This is a genomic window from Protofrankia sp. Cj5, from assembly GCF_917627405.1.
GTDB lineage: Bacteria > Actinomycetota > Actinomycetes > Frankiales > Frankiaceae > Protofrankia.
Genome location: NZ_CAKJTO010000021.1, coordinates 1 through 17,767, shown reverse-complemented (window position 1 = coordinate 17,767; position 17,767 = coordinate 1). Strand labels below are relative to the sequence as shown.

9 protein-coding genes, 1 tRNA gene and 1 pseudogene are annotated in these 17,767 nt (G+C 64.0%); 5 read left to right on the top strand and 6 right to left on the bottom strand.

The features are described from left to right. Window positions 1-78 precede the first annotated feature (78 nt). Both MJ777_RS06950 and MJ777_RS06945 read left to right on the top strand, forming a co-directional pair. Window positions 79-243, top strand: a pseudogene (locus tag MJ777_RS06950) (helix-turn-helix domain-containing protein); the annotation flags it as partial. 165 nt (window positions 244-408) lie between these two features. Continuing rightward, window positions 409-858 carry a hypothetical protein gene (locus tag MJ777_RS06945; RefSeq protein ID WP_239374299.1) on the top strand — a complete coding sequence of 150 codons (450 nt, stop codon included), beginning with the start codon at window positions 409-411 and terminating at the stop codon, window positions 856-858. 350 nt (window positions 859-1,208) lie between these two features. Here MJ777_RS06945 and MJ777_RS06940 read toward each other — a convergent pair. After that, window positions 1,209-1,284, bottom strand: a tRNA-Lys gene (locus MJ777_RS06940). 976 nt (window positions 1,285-2,260) lie between these two features. After that, entirely contained in the window at window positions 2,261-3,076 is an 816-nt protein-coding gene (locus MJ777_RS06935; RefSeq protein ID WP_239374297.1) for a biosynthetic peptidoglycan transglycosylase, read from the bottom strand. A gap of 643 nt (window positions 3,077-3,719) precedes the next feature. Here MJ777_RS06935 and MJ777_RS06930 point away from each other — a divergent pair. From MJ777_RS06930 to MJ777_RS06925, 3 genes are all read left to right on the top strand, one after another. Then, window positions 3,720-6,152 (top strand): galactose oxidase early set domain-containing protein, encoded by a 2,433-nt coding sequence (locus MJ777_RS06930; protein WP_239374295.1) that lies wholly within the window; start codon window positions 3,720-3,722, stop codon window positions 6,150-6,152. 630 nt (window positions 6,153-6,782) lie between these two features. Further along, entirely contained in the window at window positions 6,783-7,220 is a 438-nt protein-coding gene (locus MJ777_RS23025) for an SSI family serine proteinase inhibitor (RefSeq protein WP_370652666.1), read from the top strand. A gap of 535 nt (window positions 7,221-7,755) precedes the next feature. After that, window positions 7,756-9,489, top strand: coding sequence for a heme peroxidase family protein (locus tag MJ777_RS06925; protein WP_239374292.1), 1,734 nt, complete (start codon window positions 7,756-7,758; stop codon window positions 9,487-9,489). 414 nt (window positions 9,490-9,903) lie between these two features. On the opposite strand, the gene MJ777_RS06920 is transcribed toward MJ777_RS06925, so the two are convergent. The 4 genes from MJ777_RS06920 to MJ777_RS06905 form a co-directional block, all read right to left on the bottom strand. Further along, window positions 9,904-10,812, bottom strand: coding sequence for a hypothetical protein (locus MJ777_RS06920; protein WP_239374289.1), 909 nt, complete (start codon window positions 10,810-10,812; stop codon window positions 9,904-9,906). 698 nt (window positions 10,813-11,510) lie between these two features. Beyond that, window positions 11,511-14,762, bottom strand: coding sequence for a helicase HerA domain-containing protein (locus MJ777_RS06915; protein WP_239374287.1), 3,252 nt, complete (start codon window positions 14,760-14,762; stop codon window positions 11,511-11,513). After that, window positions 14,759-15,511: a hypothetical protein gene (locus tag MJ777_RS06910; protein WP_239311088.1), complete on the bottom strand. Its 753-nt coding sequence runs from the start codon at window positions 15,509-15,511 to the stop codon at window positions 14,759-14,761. The genes MJ777_RS06915 and MJ777_RS06910 overlap by 4 nt, the downstream gene beginning before the upstream one ends. A 35-nt stretch (window positions 15,512-15,546) precedes the next feature. Beyond that, window positions 15,547-17,202 carry a toll/interleukin-1 receptor domain-containing protein gene (locus MJ777_RS06905; RefSeq protein WP_239374268.1) on the bottom strand — a complete coding sequence of 552 codons (1,656 nt, stop codon included), beginning with the start codon at window positions 17,200-17,202 and terminating at the stop codon, window positions 15,547-15,549. Between the last annotated feature and the right edge of the window lie 565 nt (window positions 17,203-17,767).

Here is a 17,767-nt window from a genome sequence, read left to right as displayed (position 1 = left end):
ACGGGCAGCAGTCCTGCTCGGCCGCGGCAATCCGTGCGGCGAGGTCCGGGCTGGGGCAGGATCGTCAGGCGCAGCCCGCGGATGACGGTCGCCGCCCGGCTGCTGCGCGAGGGACGGGCGCCGCTGCGCCGCATAGCGGGCGACGTCGGCTACGACTCGGAGTTCGCCTTCGCCCGCGCCTTCAAACGCGTCGTCGGCCAGTCCCCCGGCCGCTACCGCTCCGAACATCGCCCGCAGGACTGATCTCGTCGAGTATGTGCGCAGTCGTGGATGGTCCCCCAGTCCGCCGCGTTGGTTCTCGAATTTCGACCGATGTCAGGGCCAGACGGTGAAGCCCTCGTGGCGGATGGTCCAGCCGGCGTCGCGTGGAATCCTGGGCAGTCGGTGGCACCGTCCCAGCCGGCGGCCATGAGGGAGACGGCCGCGAGCAGGCCGCCGTTTGCCGGGAGGTCGATCGGCAGGGCGCTGCCGATCGGCAGGGCGTGGCCGGCCGGTGAGTACTGGTTCTTGGCCGAGTTCGTGAGCAGGGTGTCAACGGCCAGGTCGGGGCGGCCGATCCGGGTCGCGGCCATGGCCATGGTGGGGAAGTCCCAGCCCAGGAGCTGCTCCAGTCCCAGTCTGCGCGGACGTCGAGCAGCGTCGCTTCCATCGTGGCGCTACTACAAGCAGCAGGACTTCACGGCGCCCGAGACCTCCACATCGGCAGCTGGTCCGGACAGCTACTCGTACTCCCGCTCACCCCACAGCCATGACCAGCGCGGCGCCGAGCCGATCGAGAAGAAGATCTGCGAGCCGTTGGGAGGTCGGATCGCGCCGGCGGGACCCGCACGGGAAGCGGTCTCGCTGATCGCACGATGACCTCGACCCGAACGTGGCGACACTCCGTGCGCACCCGGCCCTTTCGGGGCAGTCGGCGTCGGGAGCGTCGGGAGCGCCGCGATCTCGACAGATCACACCGTGGTCAGCGGTACGCCTGCCAGGCACATCGACACGACCCTCTACATCAGGCTGGCGTCGACGGCGCGCTCCACAGCGCCAGCGGGCGGTCCGATGTCACGTACAGCAACTAAAGCGTCCGGTCAAGCGGAGACCATGTTTTCGTACGAACCGAATGATCATGCAGCCGAGCTGGGCGTTTAGGTAGCAGTCGCTGCCCTGGGCTGGTAGGTGCAACTTATCTGCCCAGGTCAGAGGCTAATCACTCTCCGTGGTGGGCCGCCAGGGGCTCGAACCCTGAACCCAGAGATTAAAAGTCTCTTGCTCTACCTATTGAGCTAACGGCCCGCAGTCCCTGATCGTACCTGCCGGAGTGGTCTGCCACGATGCCAGGGGCAACGGCTGGCTGACCTGGCGGCCGTCGGACTCGGAGAGAGGCTGACCGGTGCGTCTCGATGACACTGTGGTATCGGCAAAGTCCATCGCGTCAGCCACCGCTCAACAATGATCAAACAATAGGTCGACGCTGCATCCGCCCACCGGTTCCAGGGCAGTCTCCAGCGGTCAGTGCACCGGCCGCCTCGCAGCGGGACCCCAAGCAGGGGGTTCGAATCGGGCTGTTGGGGCAGGCCAGAAACCCGCCCAATCATGATCAAGCTTGCCGAGCCCCTGCTCTCAGCACAGCGCGGACAGCGCGCCGGCCCCCTGAGTCCAAGCAGCCTCAAGAGCAAAGACGTTCGCTACCGCCGCACCTACCAGGATCTGCTCTTCCACTCCGAAGACACAGACCGCGGCTGACCACTCTCCACGGGCACATCCGGGGCCACCTATCTAGATCTTGGTTGTATCCGCCCTGGGGTAGCTGGCGGAGCTTCAGCAGGATTCTGGGGCGGTATGGACGATCCGATAACCCATCGTCCGGTTTCGATGGCAATGGGTCAGCAACACAAGAACCTCTGGCCTACGATGCCGCTTGCGAGGGCCTCGACGATGTCCCACACGATGCCCTCAGGCTGGCGGCGCGTGCGTCCCGGCAGCGTCGACAGTCGACAGCGGAAGTCGGTCGACGACGTCGTAGGCCGGCCCCTGCCCGGTGCGTCGTGGAGAGTCGGCACAGCACCGCCAGCCCGCCCCACCACTACAGGCGCCTGCCGGAGACGCATCGCGCGCGCCGAGCCAAGCAGATCGCTCGGCCCGCCCTCCACCGGTTGTCAAGCTCTCCGACGGAGGCGGCCCCGCATAGGCACGGATCATCCGCATTCGTCAGGTTTTCGGCTGGAATCCATAGGCTCCAACGGAGCTCGACAATAACGGGCAGCCCCCATCAACGTAGGTCAAGAGGCTCGGCGAGGACGGCGTCCGCCGCGGGGCGGGTGAGGTCACCAGTCGCGACGAGACGGTCGAGGACGTGGCGTTGGCGGGCTCGCGCGGCCTCGGGGTGCCGGTAGGGGTCGTAGGCGCTCGGGGCCTGCACCAATCCGGCCAGCATCGACGCCTGCGTCCAGGTCAGCACGACGGGATCATGATCAAAATAACCCCAGGCCGCGTCGGTGACGCCATAGTAGCCGTGCCCGAAATAGACCGTGTCCAGGTACATCCGCAAAATGTCGGTTTTGCTGTACCGGACGTCGAGCTTCACCGCCAGAGCCACCTGCTCGACGCGGTCGGTGAAGCCGCGTCGCCCACCCGTATAAAGAATCTTGGCCAGCTGCTGCTCGAGGGTCGCGCCCCCCACGTCGCCGTTCATGGCGAGGGAAGCCACGGTGGCACGCACGGCGCCGGTCGGGTCCACGCCGTGATGGGAGAAGAACCGGGTGTCCTCGGTTGCGAGAAGCGCCCGCACGACCCGATCGGGTAGCGGCCCAGCCAGCGGTGCCGCACCGTCGGCCGCGGCCAGCGCCTGTACACGCTGTCGCGCGTCAGCCGTGGATGGGGTCACGGCAAGAAGCAGCCCGAAACCGCCGGCCGCGACCAAGAGCATGACCAGGAGCACAGACAGCACGGCGATAGCGGCCCGGCGGGCACCTCGCCGTCCCCGCCCGGTGTGACGGCGATCCGGCGTGGCGCCAAGGCCTGGGGGAAGAGAGCCGCCCAGATCATTGGGCATCCGGCCAACGGGAAAAATCGTCGCGCCGCCCATTATCGCAGCCAGTTCGTCACGGTACTCACCCTGCCGTCGTGGTCTCCCAATGTTGTTGGACCTCAGCCCAGGCCGAGCATCTCCTGGGCGGGTTACCCATCGCCACACGACGGACCGTGCCACGCCAGCGGGCCGCGGCCCAGCCAGCCCCGCCCGGCTGTTATCCGCGCTATGCCCCGTCCTGCCGGGATGTCGAGAGAGTCCTCGCCGCACGCGGCCTCGTCATCGGCACCTTTTCTATCGCGCTTTCCGGCAGCCTTTGGCCACCACCCCGAAGACACCCCGAAGAGACCCCGAACGCAAGCGCCAACCCGTCGGGAGCAGGCACGGAAGCGGTCACATATATGTCAGTTTTTCAAGATCTTTAATCCGCACTCACCACTCGCCGATCATCGACGGCGATCGTCCCGCGGATGAAAATGATCTCCCCAACCTGACGAAATCCCACCAGGAAACGATGGTGTGGCCACATGTGGTGGTTTACAATTCTCACCGGGTGATGGTAGCCCTGACACAAGAGCACATCAGCTGCCACGAGCCACGAACAGCCCCTCCTTGACGAAGACGAACAACAATGAAGATCCTTTCAGGATACCCTGCCAAGTGACAGCGCCCAGCGCCGGCATCACGAGGAGGAACGGTCATGGTAAACCTGTTTCGACCGGTACCAGACTGGTTCTCGTTCGAAAACCAGGGTGGCGGCATCGCCGTCGGAAGCCTGGCGAACGATGGCACGCAGGACATGGTTGTGTTGATGGTCGACAACCCAGCCGGACAGAATCAGGGCCTCTATCGTGTGGGGAAGACGCTCGACGACGCCGGTCGGATCACCGGCGGCTGGACACCGTGGATCACCATCCCGGACTGGTTCTCCTGGGAGAACCAAGGCGGAAATATCGCCTTGGCCGACCTGGATGGCAGCGGCCGGCAGGATCTTGTCGTCGCGATGGTCGACAACCCCATCGGGCAAAATCAGGGCCTGTTCCGGATCGGCCGCAATCTCGACGCATCGGGCAACGTCGCTGGCGGCTGGACACCGTGGATCACCATCCCGGACTGGTTCCCCTGGGAGAACCAAGGCATCGCGGTCGCGGTGACACCGCCGAACGACCAAGGCAACCGCGACCTGATCGTGCTTACGATCGACAATCCTCCCCAAGGCAACCGCGCGATCTACCGCATCGGCAAAAACGTCGATATCAATGGCAATGTCACGGGATGGTCACCATGGATCGATGTGCCGGGCTGGTTCTCCTGGGAAAACCAGGGTTGCGGTATCGCGGTTGTCGACTTGGATGAGGATGGGAACCAGGATCTGATCATCTTCAATATCGACAGCCCCATCGGACAGAACCAGGCATTCTACCGCGTTGGCAAGAATCTTGGTAATGACGGGATCTCGGCCGACGACTGGGGGCCATGGCTGGGGGTGCCGAACTGGTTCTCCTTCGAAAACCAGGGCGGCGGCATCGCGGTCGCCAAGACGAACAACAAACACCGCCTCTTTGCATTTATGGTTGACAACAGTCCGCAGCAGAACGCCGGCCTGTACGAGATCATCGATCTTGATCATGACCCAGAAAGGGAAGGATCATGGGAGGTTCTCGACTTCCATTCCGGTGTCCTCGCCGTACACGCCGCATTGCTCCCGAAGGGCAAGGTGCTGTTTTTCGCCGGCTCGGGAAGCAGCGCGACCCGCTTCAACAGCCCGATATTCGGCGACGAGAGCAAGGGGATCTTCACCAGCGTCGTGTGGAGTCCGCCGCATAATACCTTCTCCCACCCACCGACGCTGCGCACCGCGAACCACAAACCATTCGACTTCTTCTGTGGTGGCGACGCGTTCCTTCCGGACGGCCGGCTCCTCTCCGCCGGCGGCACAATCGGCTACAATCCGTTCCGCGGCCGGAAGGACTCCGCAATCTTCGACTTCACCACCGAGAAATGGTCCGTTGTCGGCAATATGGCACAGGGACGCTGGTATCCAACACTGATCACTCTGGGGGACGGAAAAATCCTCGCGGCGAGCGGCCTGGGCGACAACGGCGGTGATCTGCCGAAGACCTCTCTTGAGATCTACTCCGCCGCGACAGATACTTGGCACATCCGACACTTCGCCGGCGGTTTTCCCGGGCTGCCCTTATACGCCCATCTGTTCTTACTCGCCAGCGGCAAGATCTTTTTCTCCGGTGGCCGGATGGACGACCCGCTGCAGGTGGATCCCTGCATCATAGATCTCACGCACGATCCGGTGACCACCAAGCAGGTCCAGGACCTGCTCGCCCCTGACATGCGCAATCAGTCAGCCAGCGTCATCCTTCCGCCGGCCCAGGATCAACGAATAATGATCATCGGTGGCGGTCCGGTGGGTAAGCCAGATAAGACCGACGCCACCGACGCGGTGTCCATTGTCGACCTGAAGGCGGCCGACCCCATCTACCATGCCGGCGCTCCCATAGGACTTCCCCGTCTGCATCTGAACACCGTCCTGCTGCCTGACCGTACGGTTTTTGTCAGTGGTGGTTCGCTGAAGCAGGAGGATGAGCCGTTAGCCCGGCTGCAGGGCGAGATCTACGACCCGGCTACCAACACCTGGAGCCTGATGGCCGCAGCCACCGTGCAACGTCTCTATCACTCGACGGCGCTGCTGCTACCCGACGGTCGCGTCGTCGCGGCCGGCGGCAACCCCGAAGGCGGGCAGCAGATCAACTGGGAGCCTCCGGATCCGGAGGAGGAGATGCGTATCGAGGTCTTCAGCCCTCCCTACCTGTTCAAGGGACCTCGACCGGTCATCGGTACGGCGCAGGAGGAATGGAGCTACGGCCAAACCGTAACGATTACGACAGCACAGGCGAACACGATTCGGTGGGCTTCGCTGATCAAAAATTGTGTCACAACTCATTCATTTGACAGCGGCCAACGCCTCGTTGACCTCCAGATCGTTTCCCGAGAAAATGATTCACTCGACGTCACGATTACTGCTAATCCCAACATCGCGCCGCCCGGCTGGTACATGCTGTTCATAGTCGATCAACAAGGAGTCCCCTCGATCGCGACGTGGATCCACCTGACGTGAGCTGTCCGCTCTCGGCTCGCTTCGATCGATGCGGCCCCCTGCCTCCGACTACCCGGCACGCCGGCCGCGGCGCCTGCGGGATAGCTTCCTCGAGCGAGGAGGAAACATCCTCGTCGAGGAGTCAAGGGTCCTCACATAGAACATCACGATGTCCGCAAAGTGACACGCCAGGATGTTTCCGCGAGGCCGCCGCCGGCAAGACACTGCTTACCGCGTCAGGGCAGAGGGCGGGGATTGTACCATGAGAATCCGACTGGTCGACGCGACCCCAGCGCTACAGGCAAACGCACAGGTCACCGCCCATATCGGGATTCTGGAGCCCACTGGACTCACCTCATTCGGGCGCCGGTGAGCATTGCCCGTACCTCGCCCGAACCTTGGCCGGAAGGGGCGAAGCGGCGCGCATACACAGCAACGTGGATTACGATCCGACTTCTGGATAATGTTCGATGTCATTTTTCTGACACATAAAACCTATGTACATGAATTTGGCCTGTAACATAACGTACCGTAAGAGTTACAGGGATATGGCTACAGCCCTGGACCTTCCGGACCATTTTCCGGTGACTCACCTTCCGCGTCGCAGCACCGTCGAGGGTCACGTTCTCGGCGGGAGAATCGACGATCACGATGGAGGAGGTTATTGTGACGGCGAAAAGGAACCTTGCCCGCTGGGTCTTACTTGCCGTGACATCATTACTGCTCGCCGGTGCGGCCACCGCTCCAACGTTTGCAGCCACAGCCAGCCCAGTGGCTCGTACGACCGGGGCGTTGATCCTCACCGTTGCCAAGGGCGAATCACCATACGTTGGCGCCACACCGGTCACGCTGTTCTGTCCACCGAACAGCGCGACAACCCATCCCAACCCGGGCCCGGCGTGTAAAGCTATCGTGAATGCTGGCGGTGACCTTGGCAGGCTTCAAGGGGATCCGGGGGCAATCTGTCCATTCATCTATGACCCTGTCACAGCAACCGCCGACGGCTACTGGGCTGGTCGGGCCGTCCACTGGCGGAAGACATTCCCGAACAGCTGTATTCTGCACGGAGCCACCACACCGGTCTTCTGACCAGCTGTTACCAATCGAAATCCAAACAACGCATTCATGGCACTCTGCCAGCAGAGCGGAGCGGCTTCTTCCACCGGCGGCTCACCGGCATCTTAGCTAATTCTCACCGGCGCCTCCCCGACAGGAGTTTTTAAATATTTCGAGAACGGATAAATGATAAAAATCAAAAATTATTCATAATCTCACACGAAGATCTCAAGAAACAATTCAAAATATAATATAGCGATTTAGAGTCATCTAGGAGAGCGCCCGACAATAGGGGTGTGGATCAATGAGCGGAGCTGGTGTGCGTGCATCGCGAGGCAGCGGAGGGAGTCACCGGAGGTGTTGGGTGGCGACCGACGAGCCGGGGCACCCGTGCAGCGATGGACAGGGAGCGATGACGCGAGGTGCGTGCCCTGGCCCCGCGACACCGCGTCCCCTATTACCGGTCGCTCTAAGTTCTCAATAAACCCAGTCAGCCAAGAAATCAATTTCCTGAAACCGAAACCCGACATTTCCCGGCGCGCCGATCACCATATCGAAGGGATTGCGCATGAAACGCCATAACCGAGACGACTACTACGTCATCGGCGAAGGAATCTTGACGCTCGACAGTAACGACGAGCCGATCACTGTTCGCCCATCGGCGATTGCCGAGGTGCGCAAGTTCCGATTCTCCCGGCTGGGACCGGTCGGGGCGCCGATTGACGACACCCAGCGACTGATCGCGGAAACGGTGGCGACCGCGATGACCACCGACCCGGCCGGTGGTGACCCCGAGTCCAGCACGAAAGATCATGGAAGCCCTGGCTCGGGCATCCCCTCCGGGTTCACCTATCTCGGCCAGTTCGTCGACCACGATCTGACCAGGGACAACAACAGCGACCGACTCGGCCAGGACGTCACCGTTGATGAGCTGGTCCAGGGCCGGTCACCGTCGCTTGATCTCGACTCGCTCTACGGTCGCGGCCCGCAGAAGGATCCGCGGTTCTACGCCGACGACGGAGTCAGCCTCAAGAGCGGGTCGACGACGGGGGTGGGCCAGGGCGCCCCAGGAGCCGATAACCCGTTCGCCCGGGCCCCGCATGACGGCTTCGACCTGCCGCGGGTCGGCACGGGCCCAACGCTGGCCGATCAACGGTTGGCGAACATCCCTGACCAACGTAATGATGAGAACCTCGCGGTCGCGCAGACCCACCTTGCGTTCATCAGGTTTCACAATCGCGTCGTGCGTACGCTGGCCGGCAGCACACCGAGCGTGCAGCTTTTCTCCGCCGCCCGGAACACTGTCGTCAGGCACTACCAGTGGATGCTGCGTACCGACTTCCTGCCACGCGTGGTCGATCCTGCGATCGTCACCGATGTCTTCACAAACGGACGCCGGTTCTTCGAGGTACCGGCAGCCTATGGCGACCTCGGCTGGTACCCACAGCATGGTGGCAGAAACATCCAGCCTGGCGACCTTCCCACCATGCCGATCGAATTCTCCGTCGCGGCCTACCGGCTTGGCCACAGCATGGTACGCGACGCTTATGAATGGAACGCGATCTTCAACAAGAAACAGGGTATACCGGCCACTCTGCTACTCCTTTTTGCGTTCTCCGGCACCAGCGGAATCCTGGCGCCGGCGGGCTCGGTGAATAATCTGAACGACCCGAACATCGGTGGCCTGAAATTGCCCAGCAACTGGGTTGCCGACTTCCGCCGGCTATACGACTTCAGCGAAGCCAAGCGTGACGATCTCACTGTCGACTCTGATGACTTCAACATCACCAAACGTATCGACACCCTGTTGGTCAACCCGCTGCAGCAGCTGCCTCTGGGCACCTTCGGCGGCCGGGATGCCACAGTCCACGCGGCTGGACGTCAACTAAACCTCGCGTTCCGTAACCTGACACGCGCCGGTATGGTCAGACTGGGCAGCGGCCAACAACTGGCCGAGTATCTAGAGGTCCCGCCCCTGACCACCGCTCAAATCATCGCCGGCAACCAGGGCGCGTCCCTCGACCAGCTCACGGCCGACCAGAAGGACTCGTTCGCAAAAAACACCCCGCTGTGGTTCTACATCCTGCGGGAAGCTGAACTGAACGGCGGCCGCCTCACCGGCGTAGGTGGCCGGATCGTGGCGGAGGTATTCCATCGCGCGATGGAGGGCAGCAATGCCTCAATCGTCCGCGATCCGAGCTGGCGGCCATCACTCGGACCGGACAACCACACTTTCCGTATGGTCGACCTGCTGCTCTTCGCGTTCGAAGGCAAGAAAGAACTGCTGGCGCCGCTCGGCTGAGCCCGGTTGGGCACACGGTACGTCCCCATGGGGTGCCAGAACTCGGCCACCGGCGTCTACCTGAAACTTCAGGCCACTCGTTCACATTCACTGACCAGGCGGCCAAGGCAGGCTGAAGGACCGAGCGGAACACACCAGGCCAGCTGCTGGCACCCCACACCGTCCCATGCGCCCGGCACCCACGAGCAGCAATGACTGGCAATCTTTAGCGGCTTCGGCAATAGGACTGTCCAGCTTGCGCCGACCGGGCGGCGCCTCGCGAGGCACACGCCCCAACCAGGCTCCCTGATCCACGTCCCTCTTGCCGTAACGCCCTACGACGTGTTTCGGAAGTCGTCGTTCGATCAGCGAGGCGCGTCCAGGCGGCCCTGGCCACGGCGAGCCAGACAGCTGGCCTGGCTGTCGAAACACGCCCTAAAAGAGCAAATCAAGATCATCATCCGATGGTGACACACCCGAGACGTCCCCGCCCAGTCCGGGAAGCCCCTGCGCATCAAGAGCACCGGCCAGTTCCGGCATCCCACACCGGCTCGCGACGATGTCATCGCCTAGATCATATGGTCGGGAATTTTGCATAGGCCACACGTCCCGGTACCGGTGCACGGTGGCAAGCAGATCAGTCAAATATTCTTCGTGACACCACTCGGCATCAATATGGGCCGCTTTCTCCCATGCCCAGAGAATCTTGGCTTCGTTACGTTCCCGCCGCAGCCGGTCCGCGTGCCGCTCGAGATTCAGGAGGTTCCGCTGGAAACGGCTGATCTCTTCGGCCCACTCATCGGGTGCCGCCGGATTGTCAACGACTTCCGCAGCCTCCGGAAGCGGCTCATCCGGCAGCAGCCACGTCGCCGGATAGCACAGCGTTGCCTGCGGATCGACATCCACATCGTCGGTGGCGAAAGTATCTCCGGAACTGAGTCCTGAAAAATAGTCGCCCCAGTGCCGGCCCGCGGCGTCGGTCAGTTTACGCAGGCGTTCTCGCCGCTGCCGCACCGCATCGCGGTACTCCGACCGCTCCCGCATCAACAGCTCTATGGCTTCGTCACGTTCCCGCTGCCACCGAACTGTCCGCTGACACAGGCTGATAAGGTTCCGCTGGAGGCGGTTGAACTCTTCTGCCCAGCCATCGGGTGCTGCCGAATCAGCCGGCACCCGTAGGCCCCGGAAACGGCTCACCGATGGGACCAGCTGTCTGTCCCGGCGTACCGACACACTCCTGGTGTCACCGTCGGCGGCACCAGGAGTGTGTTCGATATCCGTATCATCCGTATCCGTGCGGACGTGCAACTTGCCATCGGCATCCGCTACAAGAACTCCGCCCATCCGACACCCTCCCAAGGTCGCGTGGACATGACGATTAAGAGAGCGACCAGCAAGAGGGGACGCGGCATCGCGGGGTTATCGCGGGGGTCGGGGCACATACCTCGCGGCATCACTCCCCATCCATCGCCGCGCGGTGCTCGGGCACCCCGGCTCGTCGGTCGACGCCCATCACCTCCGGCGCCTCGCGATACACGCACCCCAACCCCGCTCCCTGATCAACCCCCCTCTTGCCGGGCGCTCTCAATCGAACGGAAGCATATGTCCAGTTCACCTGGATGTCTATTCACAATACTTCAGAATTATTAATCCACAACGCGGCGAATGAGGCCTTGGAGCGGCACCAGGCCACGAGTTCGTCATTGCGGATAATCACCCTCCGGATATTACGCGCGGGACCGAGTACGCAACGTGCCGAATTTCCGCCCCCAACCGCATGCAGGCCGACGAATACTGGCCGCGGCGGAATCCAAAAAAATCAAGAAGCCCGCGGACACCCACTGGAAACGCAACAATCGATCAACCATTGATAACCGGTCGGGTCCGGTAGATCGTCGGATCCGCGCGGCTGACTTCAGCTGAAGTCAGCTGGTTCGGTGGCTCACTGGATGATCGGGACATTCGGGAGTGGCCGGCCGGGTCGTGGTCTCCGGGCCCGGCCCACGGGGGAATCGTCCAGGCCCGACGGGATGCGCCAGGGCTCAATCTCCCCTTGCCCGTCTGACGACCTCCTCATCTGTCAACGGAGATGCCGGGTGGTGACTCAGGCAGAGCGGGGTGCGGATCTTCTCGAAGGTCAAGGACTCGCTGGTGGCGTAGAACTCACCAACGCCAAGCTGGCCGATGTCCGGTGCGTCGCCGCCCTTGTTGCGGGCAATCGCTCGGGCCGTGTCAATTTGCACCGGGCTGCTGAGCCGGCCGAAGAACTGCGTGGTGGCGTTTCCCGGGATGCTGTTGTGCAGGCCTTTCGGGTGCTGGGTGGCGAAGAGCAGACCAAGGCCGTACTTACGGGCCTGCGAGGCCAGCGCGAGAGTGCTCGCCGTGCAGGCGGTGACCGTGCCGGACGGGGCAAATATCTGCGCCTCATCCATCACGAACAGACCGCCGAGCGACCGGTCGACGGCCGGATTCTTCTTGGCCCACGCGAACAGGGCCATCTGTAGTTGGTTGACGAAGCTCTGCCGCTGATCATCGTTGGGCAGGCCAACAAGGCTGATCACCGAGATGCGGGCTCGCCTACCGGCCGGCGGGGTCAGCAGCACGGCGGGGTCCACCGGCTGACCGTCGCCACCAAACAGCGGGTCATTGACCATCGCGGCTCTCAGGTCCTGCGCCAGGCTCTTCGCGTGCTTGTCATGGGGGTCGAGAGCGGTCACACCATCTGGCAGGTCGGCCAGCAGATCCGCGAAGGAGCTGAGGCTGGTGCGGCTGCCGCGGGCGAAGTGCTCCAGCGCGTCCCTGAGCACGGCTCGGCTGATGTTCGCCCTGCTTGTGCGGCCGTCGACACCGGCCCGAACCGCCAGCGTGGCCACGGCCGCATCGATCGCCGCGTCAAACTCGTCCTGGTCGTCCCGTATGCTCACGAAGTCGGGCAACGGCTGGAGGCTCAGCGGTCGGCCGCCGGCCCGACGGGGCGTCCACAGCACCACGTCAGTGCTGCCGAGGTACTCGGCGGCCAGCGCATCATCCGCGTCATGCCAGCCGCTCGGCACGCTCGGCCACGCATCCCCCAGCCGCGCCAGATCGTTGTTGGGATCCAACACGATCGATGACACGCCACGCAGCGCGCACTCCTCGAGCAGGCGGCGGATCAGCACGGTCTTCCCGGATCCCGAACCGGCAAAGATCGCTACGTGTTTCCGGAACACCTCGATATCAATACGGGCCGGCCGGCCGGCGGCCACTGTCCGGCCGACGGTGATCGCCCGAGAGCCCGCACCCTGGTCGGCAGGATTCGCACTCCGCTCTTCCGGCGCCTCGAACGGATGGCTCTCGTAGCTGTTCTGGTCACCAAGCGGCGGACCACTCACTGACGAGCTGCTGACACGGCGGTGAGCGACAGCGCAGGAGCCGGCTCCTGCTGAGCTGGCGTTGGCGCCGTTGCCTGGATCCTCGGCCGGACGGATCGGGCCGGGCTCCGCATGGGCGTCGTTCCCATCCGGTGCCGCGTTGGCGAGGGCTGCGATCAGCAAGGCTGTCGTACTGGCTGGACGGCGCGCATTCAACCATTCCCGCAGAGCTGGATGCGGCTGCTGAAGCAGCCTGCCCAGCGCGGTGAAGGTTGCCACGTCCTCGTCGCTGATGGGGAGTGTGACACCGCCGGCCGCTTCGAACGCCGCAAGGGCCTGCTGGGTCTTGACGCCGCGACTCCACTCGACGTTGCGCAGCAGGAACAACCGCCGGCGTGCGCTGCTCTGGGTGAGCCCGGCCATCACGCAGGCGCTCTGGATACGGTGCAGAGCCGCGTTGCCGTGCGTGCTGGTAACCGCTCGAAATGCCCACTGCATCTGCTCGCCGGTATCCCGGTTGATGGTGCGGCTGAGCCGCGCGTGCAGTGGAGGCCTTGCGCTTGGCTTCGGCTCAAGCGCGAAACCTCCGGGCGCACCACCGTTTTCGATGATCCAGGCAGTGAGACCGGCCGCCAGTAGTTCCGGTACAAGGCTGTCCTCGTTGCCGGGCGTGATGGCCGTCGTAGTCGAGCGCAACCCGGCGAAAGCCGTGTCCAACTCCGCGAACACCGCTGGCGGCAGAGGATAACGTACTGGCAGCGGATCGTCTCCAGCAAACGACTCCAGCTCTTTGACCGTACCCATCAACAGGCACGACTGGATATGCCGTTCGATCCGCTGAAGCAGCTCGCGTGGTGTGTAGCTGGGCGCCTGGTCGAGTGCGGCCTGAGCCACCGGCCAGGTCGGGTACGGCGGCTCGAAACCGATACGCTGAAAGTGATCGTGGAACCGTCGAACAAGGAGCTGGGTTATCAGCGCCGGATCATCGATGTGGCCAAGGGGTGGGATGGCGCGGAACCGGTCCCGGACAGACGTCACAGCCCATTGCTCGAACATGATCCATGTCACCGGCAGGCAAGCCAGGACGCACAGCGCTCGCTCGGTCCGTTCGCGCAGGACGAGTAGCCCGTCCGCGAGGAGGTTGAGCTCGCGGAGAGAGCGATTCTCGTCCGGCTTGCCGTCCACCGACGCTGTCGTCTCCGCGACGATGGTGTCTACCTGATCGACCGCGAATACGCTCGGCCCGGTGAGCGCCAGCAGCCGCGAGATCTCCTTCACCACCTCAGGCGGCTGCTTGGCGGTGGGTATCATGCCGCGCCGGGCCCGTTCGCCTGGCTCCTGCTCCTCCACCGAGAGCAGGAAGCCGTCCCCGACGGTCTGGTCGTCCAGATCACGAGAATTGACCAGGACGAGCGCTCGTAGCGTGTGCTGACATTCACGGGCGAGCTGCCGGTCGAACACGTGTAAAGCTACGATGAAATCTTTGAGACAGGCCGGTGTGAGAACGCTGTCGCCGACCACCGACGCGGTCAGTTCCGCGGAGACGCCCAGCAGCCCGCACAACCCGCGCAGGAATCTGCTCAGTTGGGTCTGGTCGCCGTCAACAGGCCGAAAAAGATCCGTGATCATCGAGGTGACGACGTTCTCCCAGAATCTGCTTCCGGTCGGCGCTCCGATGAGAAAGAAATAGCCGCCAGCGCCCTGCACCTGCTCTCTCAACCGGCCAACCAGATGGGTCTTCCCGGTACCAGCCTGACCACGGACCACCACACCGAGCGGCCTGGCTGTCGGCGTCTGAGCCAGGTCCGCGATGGTGTCGGAGATCCTGCGGCGGGTGTCGGTGTGCACACCCTCGACGTGGACCGGCGAGGGCTGCCACACGTCTTCGAGGTCATAGACCCAGTCAAGCTGCAGGGCTGCGATGGCTTCCAGCTCACTGATCATGCTGTGCCAATCAACAGCAGGTGGCTGTCGTGCTCACCGATCCGGACGGCCGCTTCCCGGTCCGCCGCTGTCAGGGCCTTCTGGTCCTCGTCGGGGACGATCCACACGTCGGCCTGACGGACCATCCCGCGCAGTATTCGGTCGACCGTCTCCCGCTCGACATCGCCAAGCAGGAGACGAACTCCGACAAGCCGTACCCAATCACCAGGTCGGCTCGCGAGCTGGGCATACGCCGTCCGCACGGCGGCCTCGATGTCGGCAGCGCTCATCGCGCCCGGAGCGGCATCGGGCGGCCTGGCTGAGCCGGTCGCTGTGGCCGACGCACCGTTACCGCCACTATCGGTTGTGGCGGTAACGGCACTGTCCGCGGGCAGCACGCTCACCCATGGCGCTTCAGCCCGGAAGAAGTCCGAAACTGGCATGCGCTCGCGGATCAGAAACCGCTCGACGCCTTCCGTGAAAGCTGCGAGGTAGCCAAATTTGATTGAGCTGGAAATCGGCCGGCGAGGCGCCAGCTCCTGCCGGCCGCGTGCCCATCCCCGGTCAGTCAACTCATGGAAAAGAACATTTCCGTGCCCCTTTTCCTTACTGCTCTCGACTAACTTGAGATTGTTTAGTTTCTGCCGCGCGGAACCAGTGAGAGAAAGTTTCCAGCGCTCGTCCAGCTCTTTGTTGGAAATTCTTCGGCCGTGCGCGAGCAGCACCAGCAGGATGCCGGTTTCACTGGGTGTCAGATCGTCATGTGCCATGCCCTGGAGCCTCTTTCTTTATGCTCTGCCGATTCTTACGGAAGCTGGCCGTCAGGCGGTGGATGCGGTGGATGCGGTGGATCGGCCAGGGACGCCGAGTCCACCGAACACGGGTGCTCAGCCGCTGGAACTCGGGCGCTGTCGCCCTGCGGGCCGCCAGTGCCAGTGCCGCGGGTCCGGCCTGTTTCGCTGGGGAGGCGGCTGGCAACGGCCGTGGGCCAGGGGGGCTGCGCCGCTACCGGCACGGGGACCGCGACGGCCGGAATCCGATCGGTATCCAGCAGCGGGCCGCCAGTCAGCCAGGCGCCGGCATGCCCCTGATAGGCAAACCACTCAAGGGTGTTCAGCAACGCGCGCTCGCGCCGCACATCATCGGATCGCGGCAGATCGACCAGCAGTATCAGCCGCCGCCGTCCGAAACTACCGGCGATGACCTGGGTAAGCGTGGCCGCCTGCGTCTCCAGCGAGAAACGGGCGTTGGTGAGTTCGTCGGTCAACGAGCGCTCAGCCAGGTCCGCGAGATAACGAGCGAACATGGTCGAGCCTGCGGCCATACGGGCGGCCAGCCTCCGGACCGCGGCGACGCCCGCACCGCCCGGGGTATCGATCAACTCGGCGCCGGGCAGCCAGGATGGAAAAAGCCGCCGTGCCACCGCGTCCAGCTCAGCGACCAGGCTGGTCTGGAGCGCGACGGACCGTTCGGCCGAAGGCCTGTAGATCACCACAGCCGGCGCGCCGTCGGGCAGCGGACTGAGCGCCGCACGGACAGCGGCTCCCGACACGCCCGCGAGATACCGGACCCCGTCTACCGGCACACGGGACCAAGCGCCGCCGTCAGCTCGGATCTGAGCGGTCGGCGCTGCGGTCAGCGCCGCGGGCTCGATCTCTCCTGATGACCTGCTCCGTTCCGCCGCGCCGGAGCCGGCCGCCTCCGTTGGCCCGTCTTTCCGCCGTGGGTCGTTGATCCTCCGTGAGACGTGTCCGCGGGGATGTCTCAGCGCCGTCTCCCGCACGTCGGACCCGGTCAGCTCATCTGCTCGGTCACGGCTCGGACGTTGTGTCGCTGAGACGCCGCCGGAAGGCCGGTGTGCCAGGGGCTGTGCGGCCACCCGCCGCACGAGGTCTCCTGGATCCGTCGGCAGGCTTGCCGGCCGGCTCGGCTCACCTGGCGCCGGTTTGTCCCCGGTCCGCTCCGGAAATGCCGGTTCGGTTATGGCGCGCGCCGACGGGAACACCGGCTCTGCAGCGGGCTTGTCTCGACCCTTGATCGCAGCCCGGATGCTGTGCAGAAAATTCTTGCGTGCGACATCGGCGGCCAGCCCGAACAAGTCGATAGCAGCTATCGGCCCAAGCACTCCTGGGCGCTCGCAGTCCTCGATGCGGACCGGCAACAGCTTTCGCTTGAATCCAGCTGGATCGGCCTCCAGCGCGGCCTGCCACTCGGGTTGCTCGTAGCAGGAGTTCAGGTAAGCGGCGGACAGGATGGCGATGGTGCGTTCCGCCTCCAGAGCACCCCGCTGTACATGAGCTGATCTGTTAGAGCCAGGTACGAGATCCCAGGCCTCGATAAGCACGCGGTAGCCCGCCGCCTCCAACTGCCAGGCCAGCCATTCGGCCCATGGGCGATCCTCGGCCGCGTAGGAGAGAAGGAAATCCCAGCGCACCGGGGATGCCGCCCCCCTGTCGGACATGGCAGTGATTGTGCCATCCGTTCGCCCGCACGGTGCCGCCGGTGGGTGGGGAGAGCGTCCAATCCCGTCAAATGACGGAAATGCGGTGCTTGGCTGCGTCTTTCCACCGGGCCCCGTTCGGCCCAGGCCCCTGTCGGGTTGCCGCGACGACGCGTGTGGCGGCACCGCGGCCGGTCTCAGCGAGCAGGCGAGGGCAATAGGACTGTCCGGCTCGCGCCGCCCGGTCGGCGCCTCGCGTCATCGCTCCCCGTCCATCGCCGCGCGATGCACGGGTACCCCGGCTCGTCGGTCGACGCCCCACACAGGGCGCCTCACCTCCGTCGCCTCGCGATGCACGCACCCCAGCCCCGCTCCCTGATCGAACGCCCTATTGCCGGAGCCTCTTAGCGGCATGCCAGTACCGGCACCCCGTGCGCGTGCCGGCGCAGGCTTGAACGTGGGCTCCGCGCTCCACACCTCACTGTTCACAGAGCCTCACTGTTCACAAACGCTCCGTCTCATGAGCAACAAACCGACCAGCGGACCGACCGGCGGACCGAGCAAGCACCGGTGACCCCACCACCGA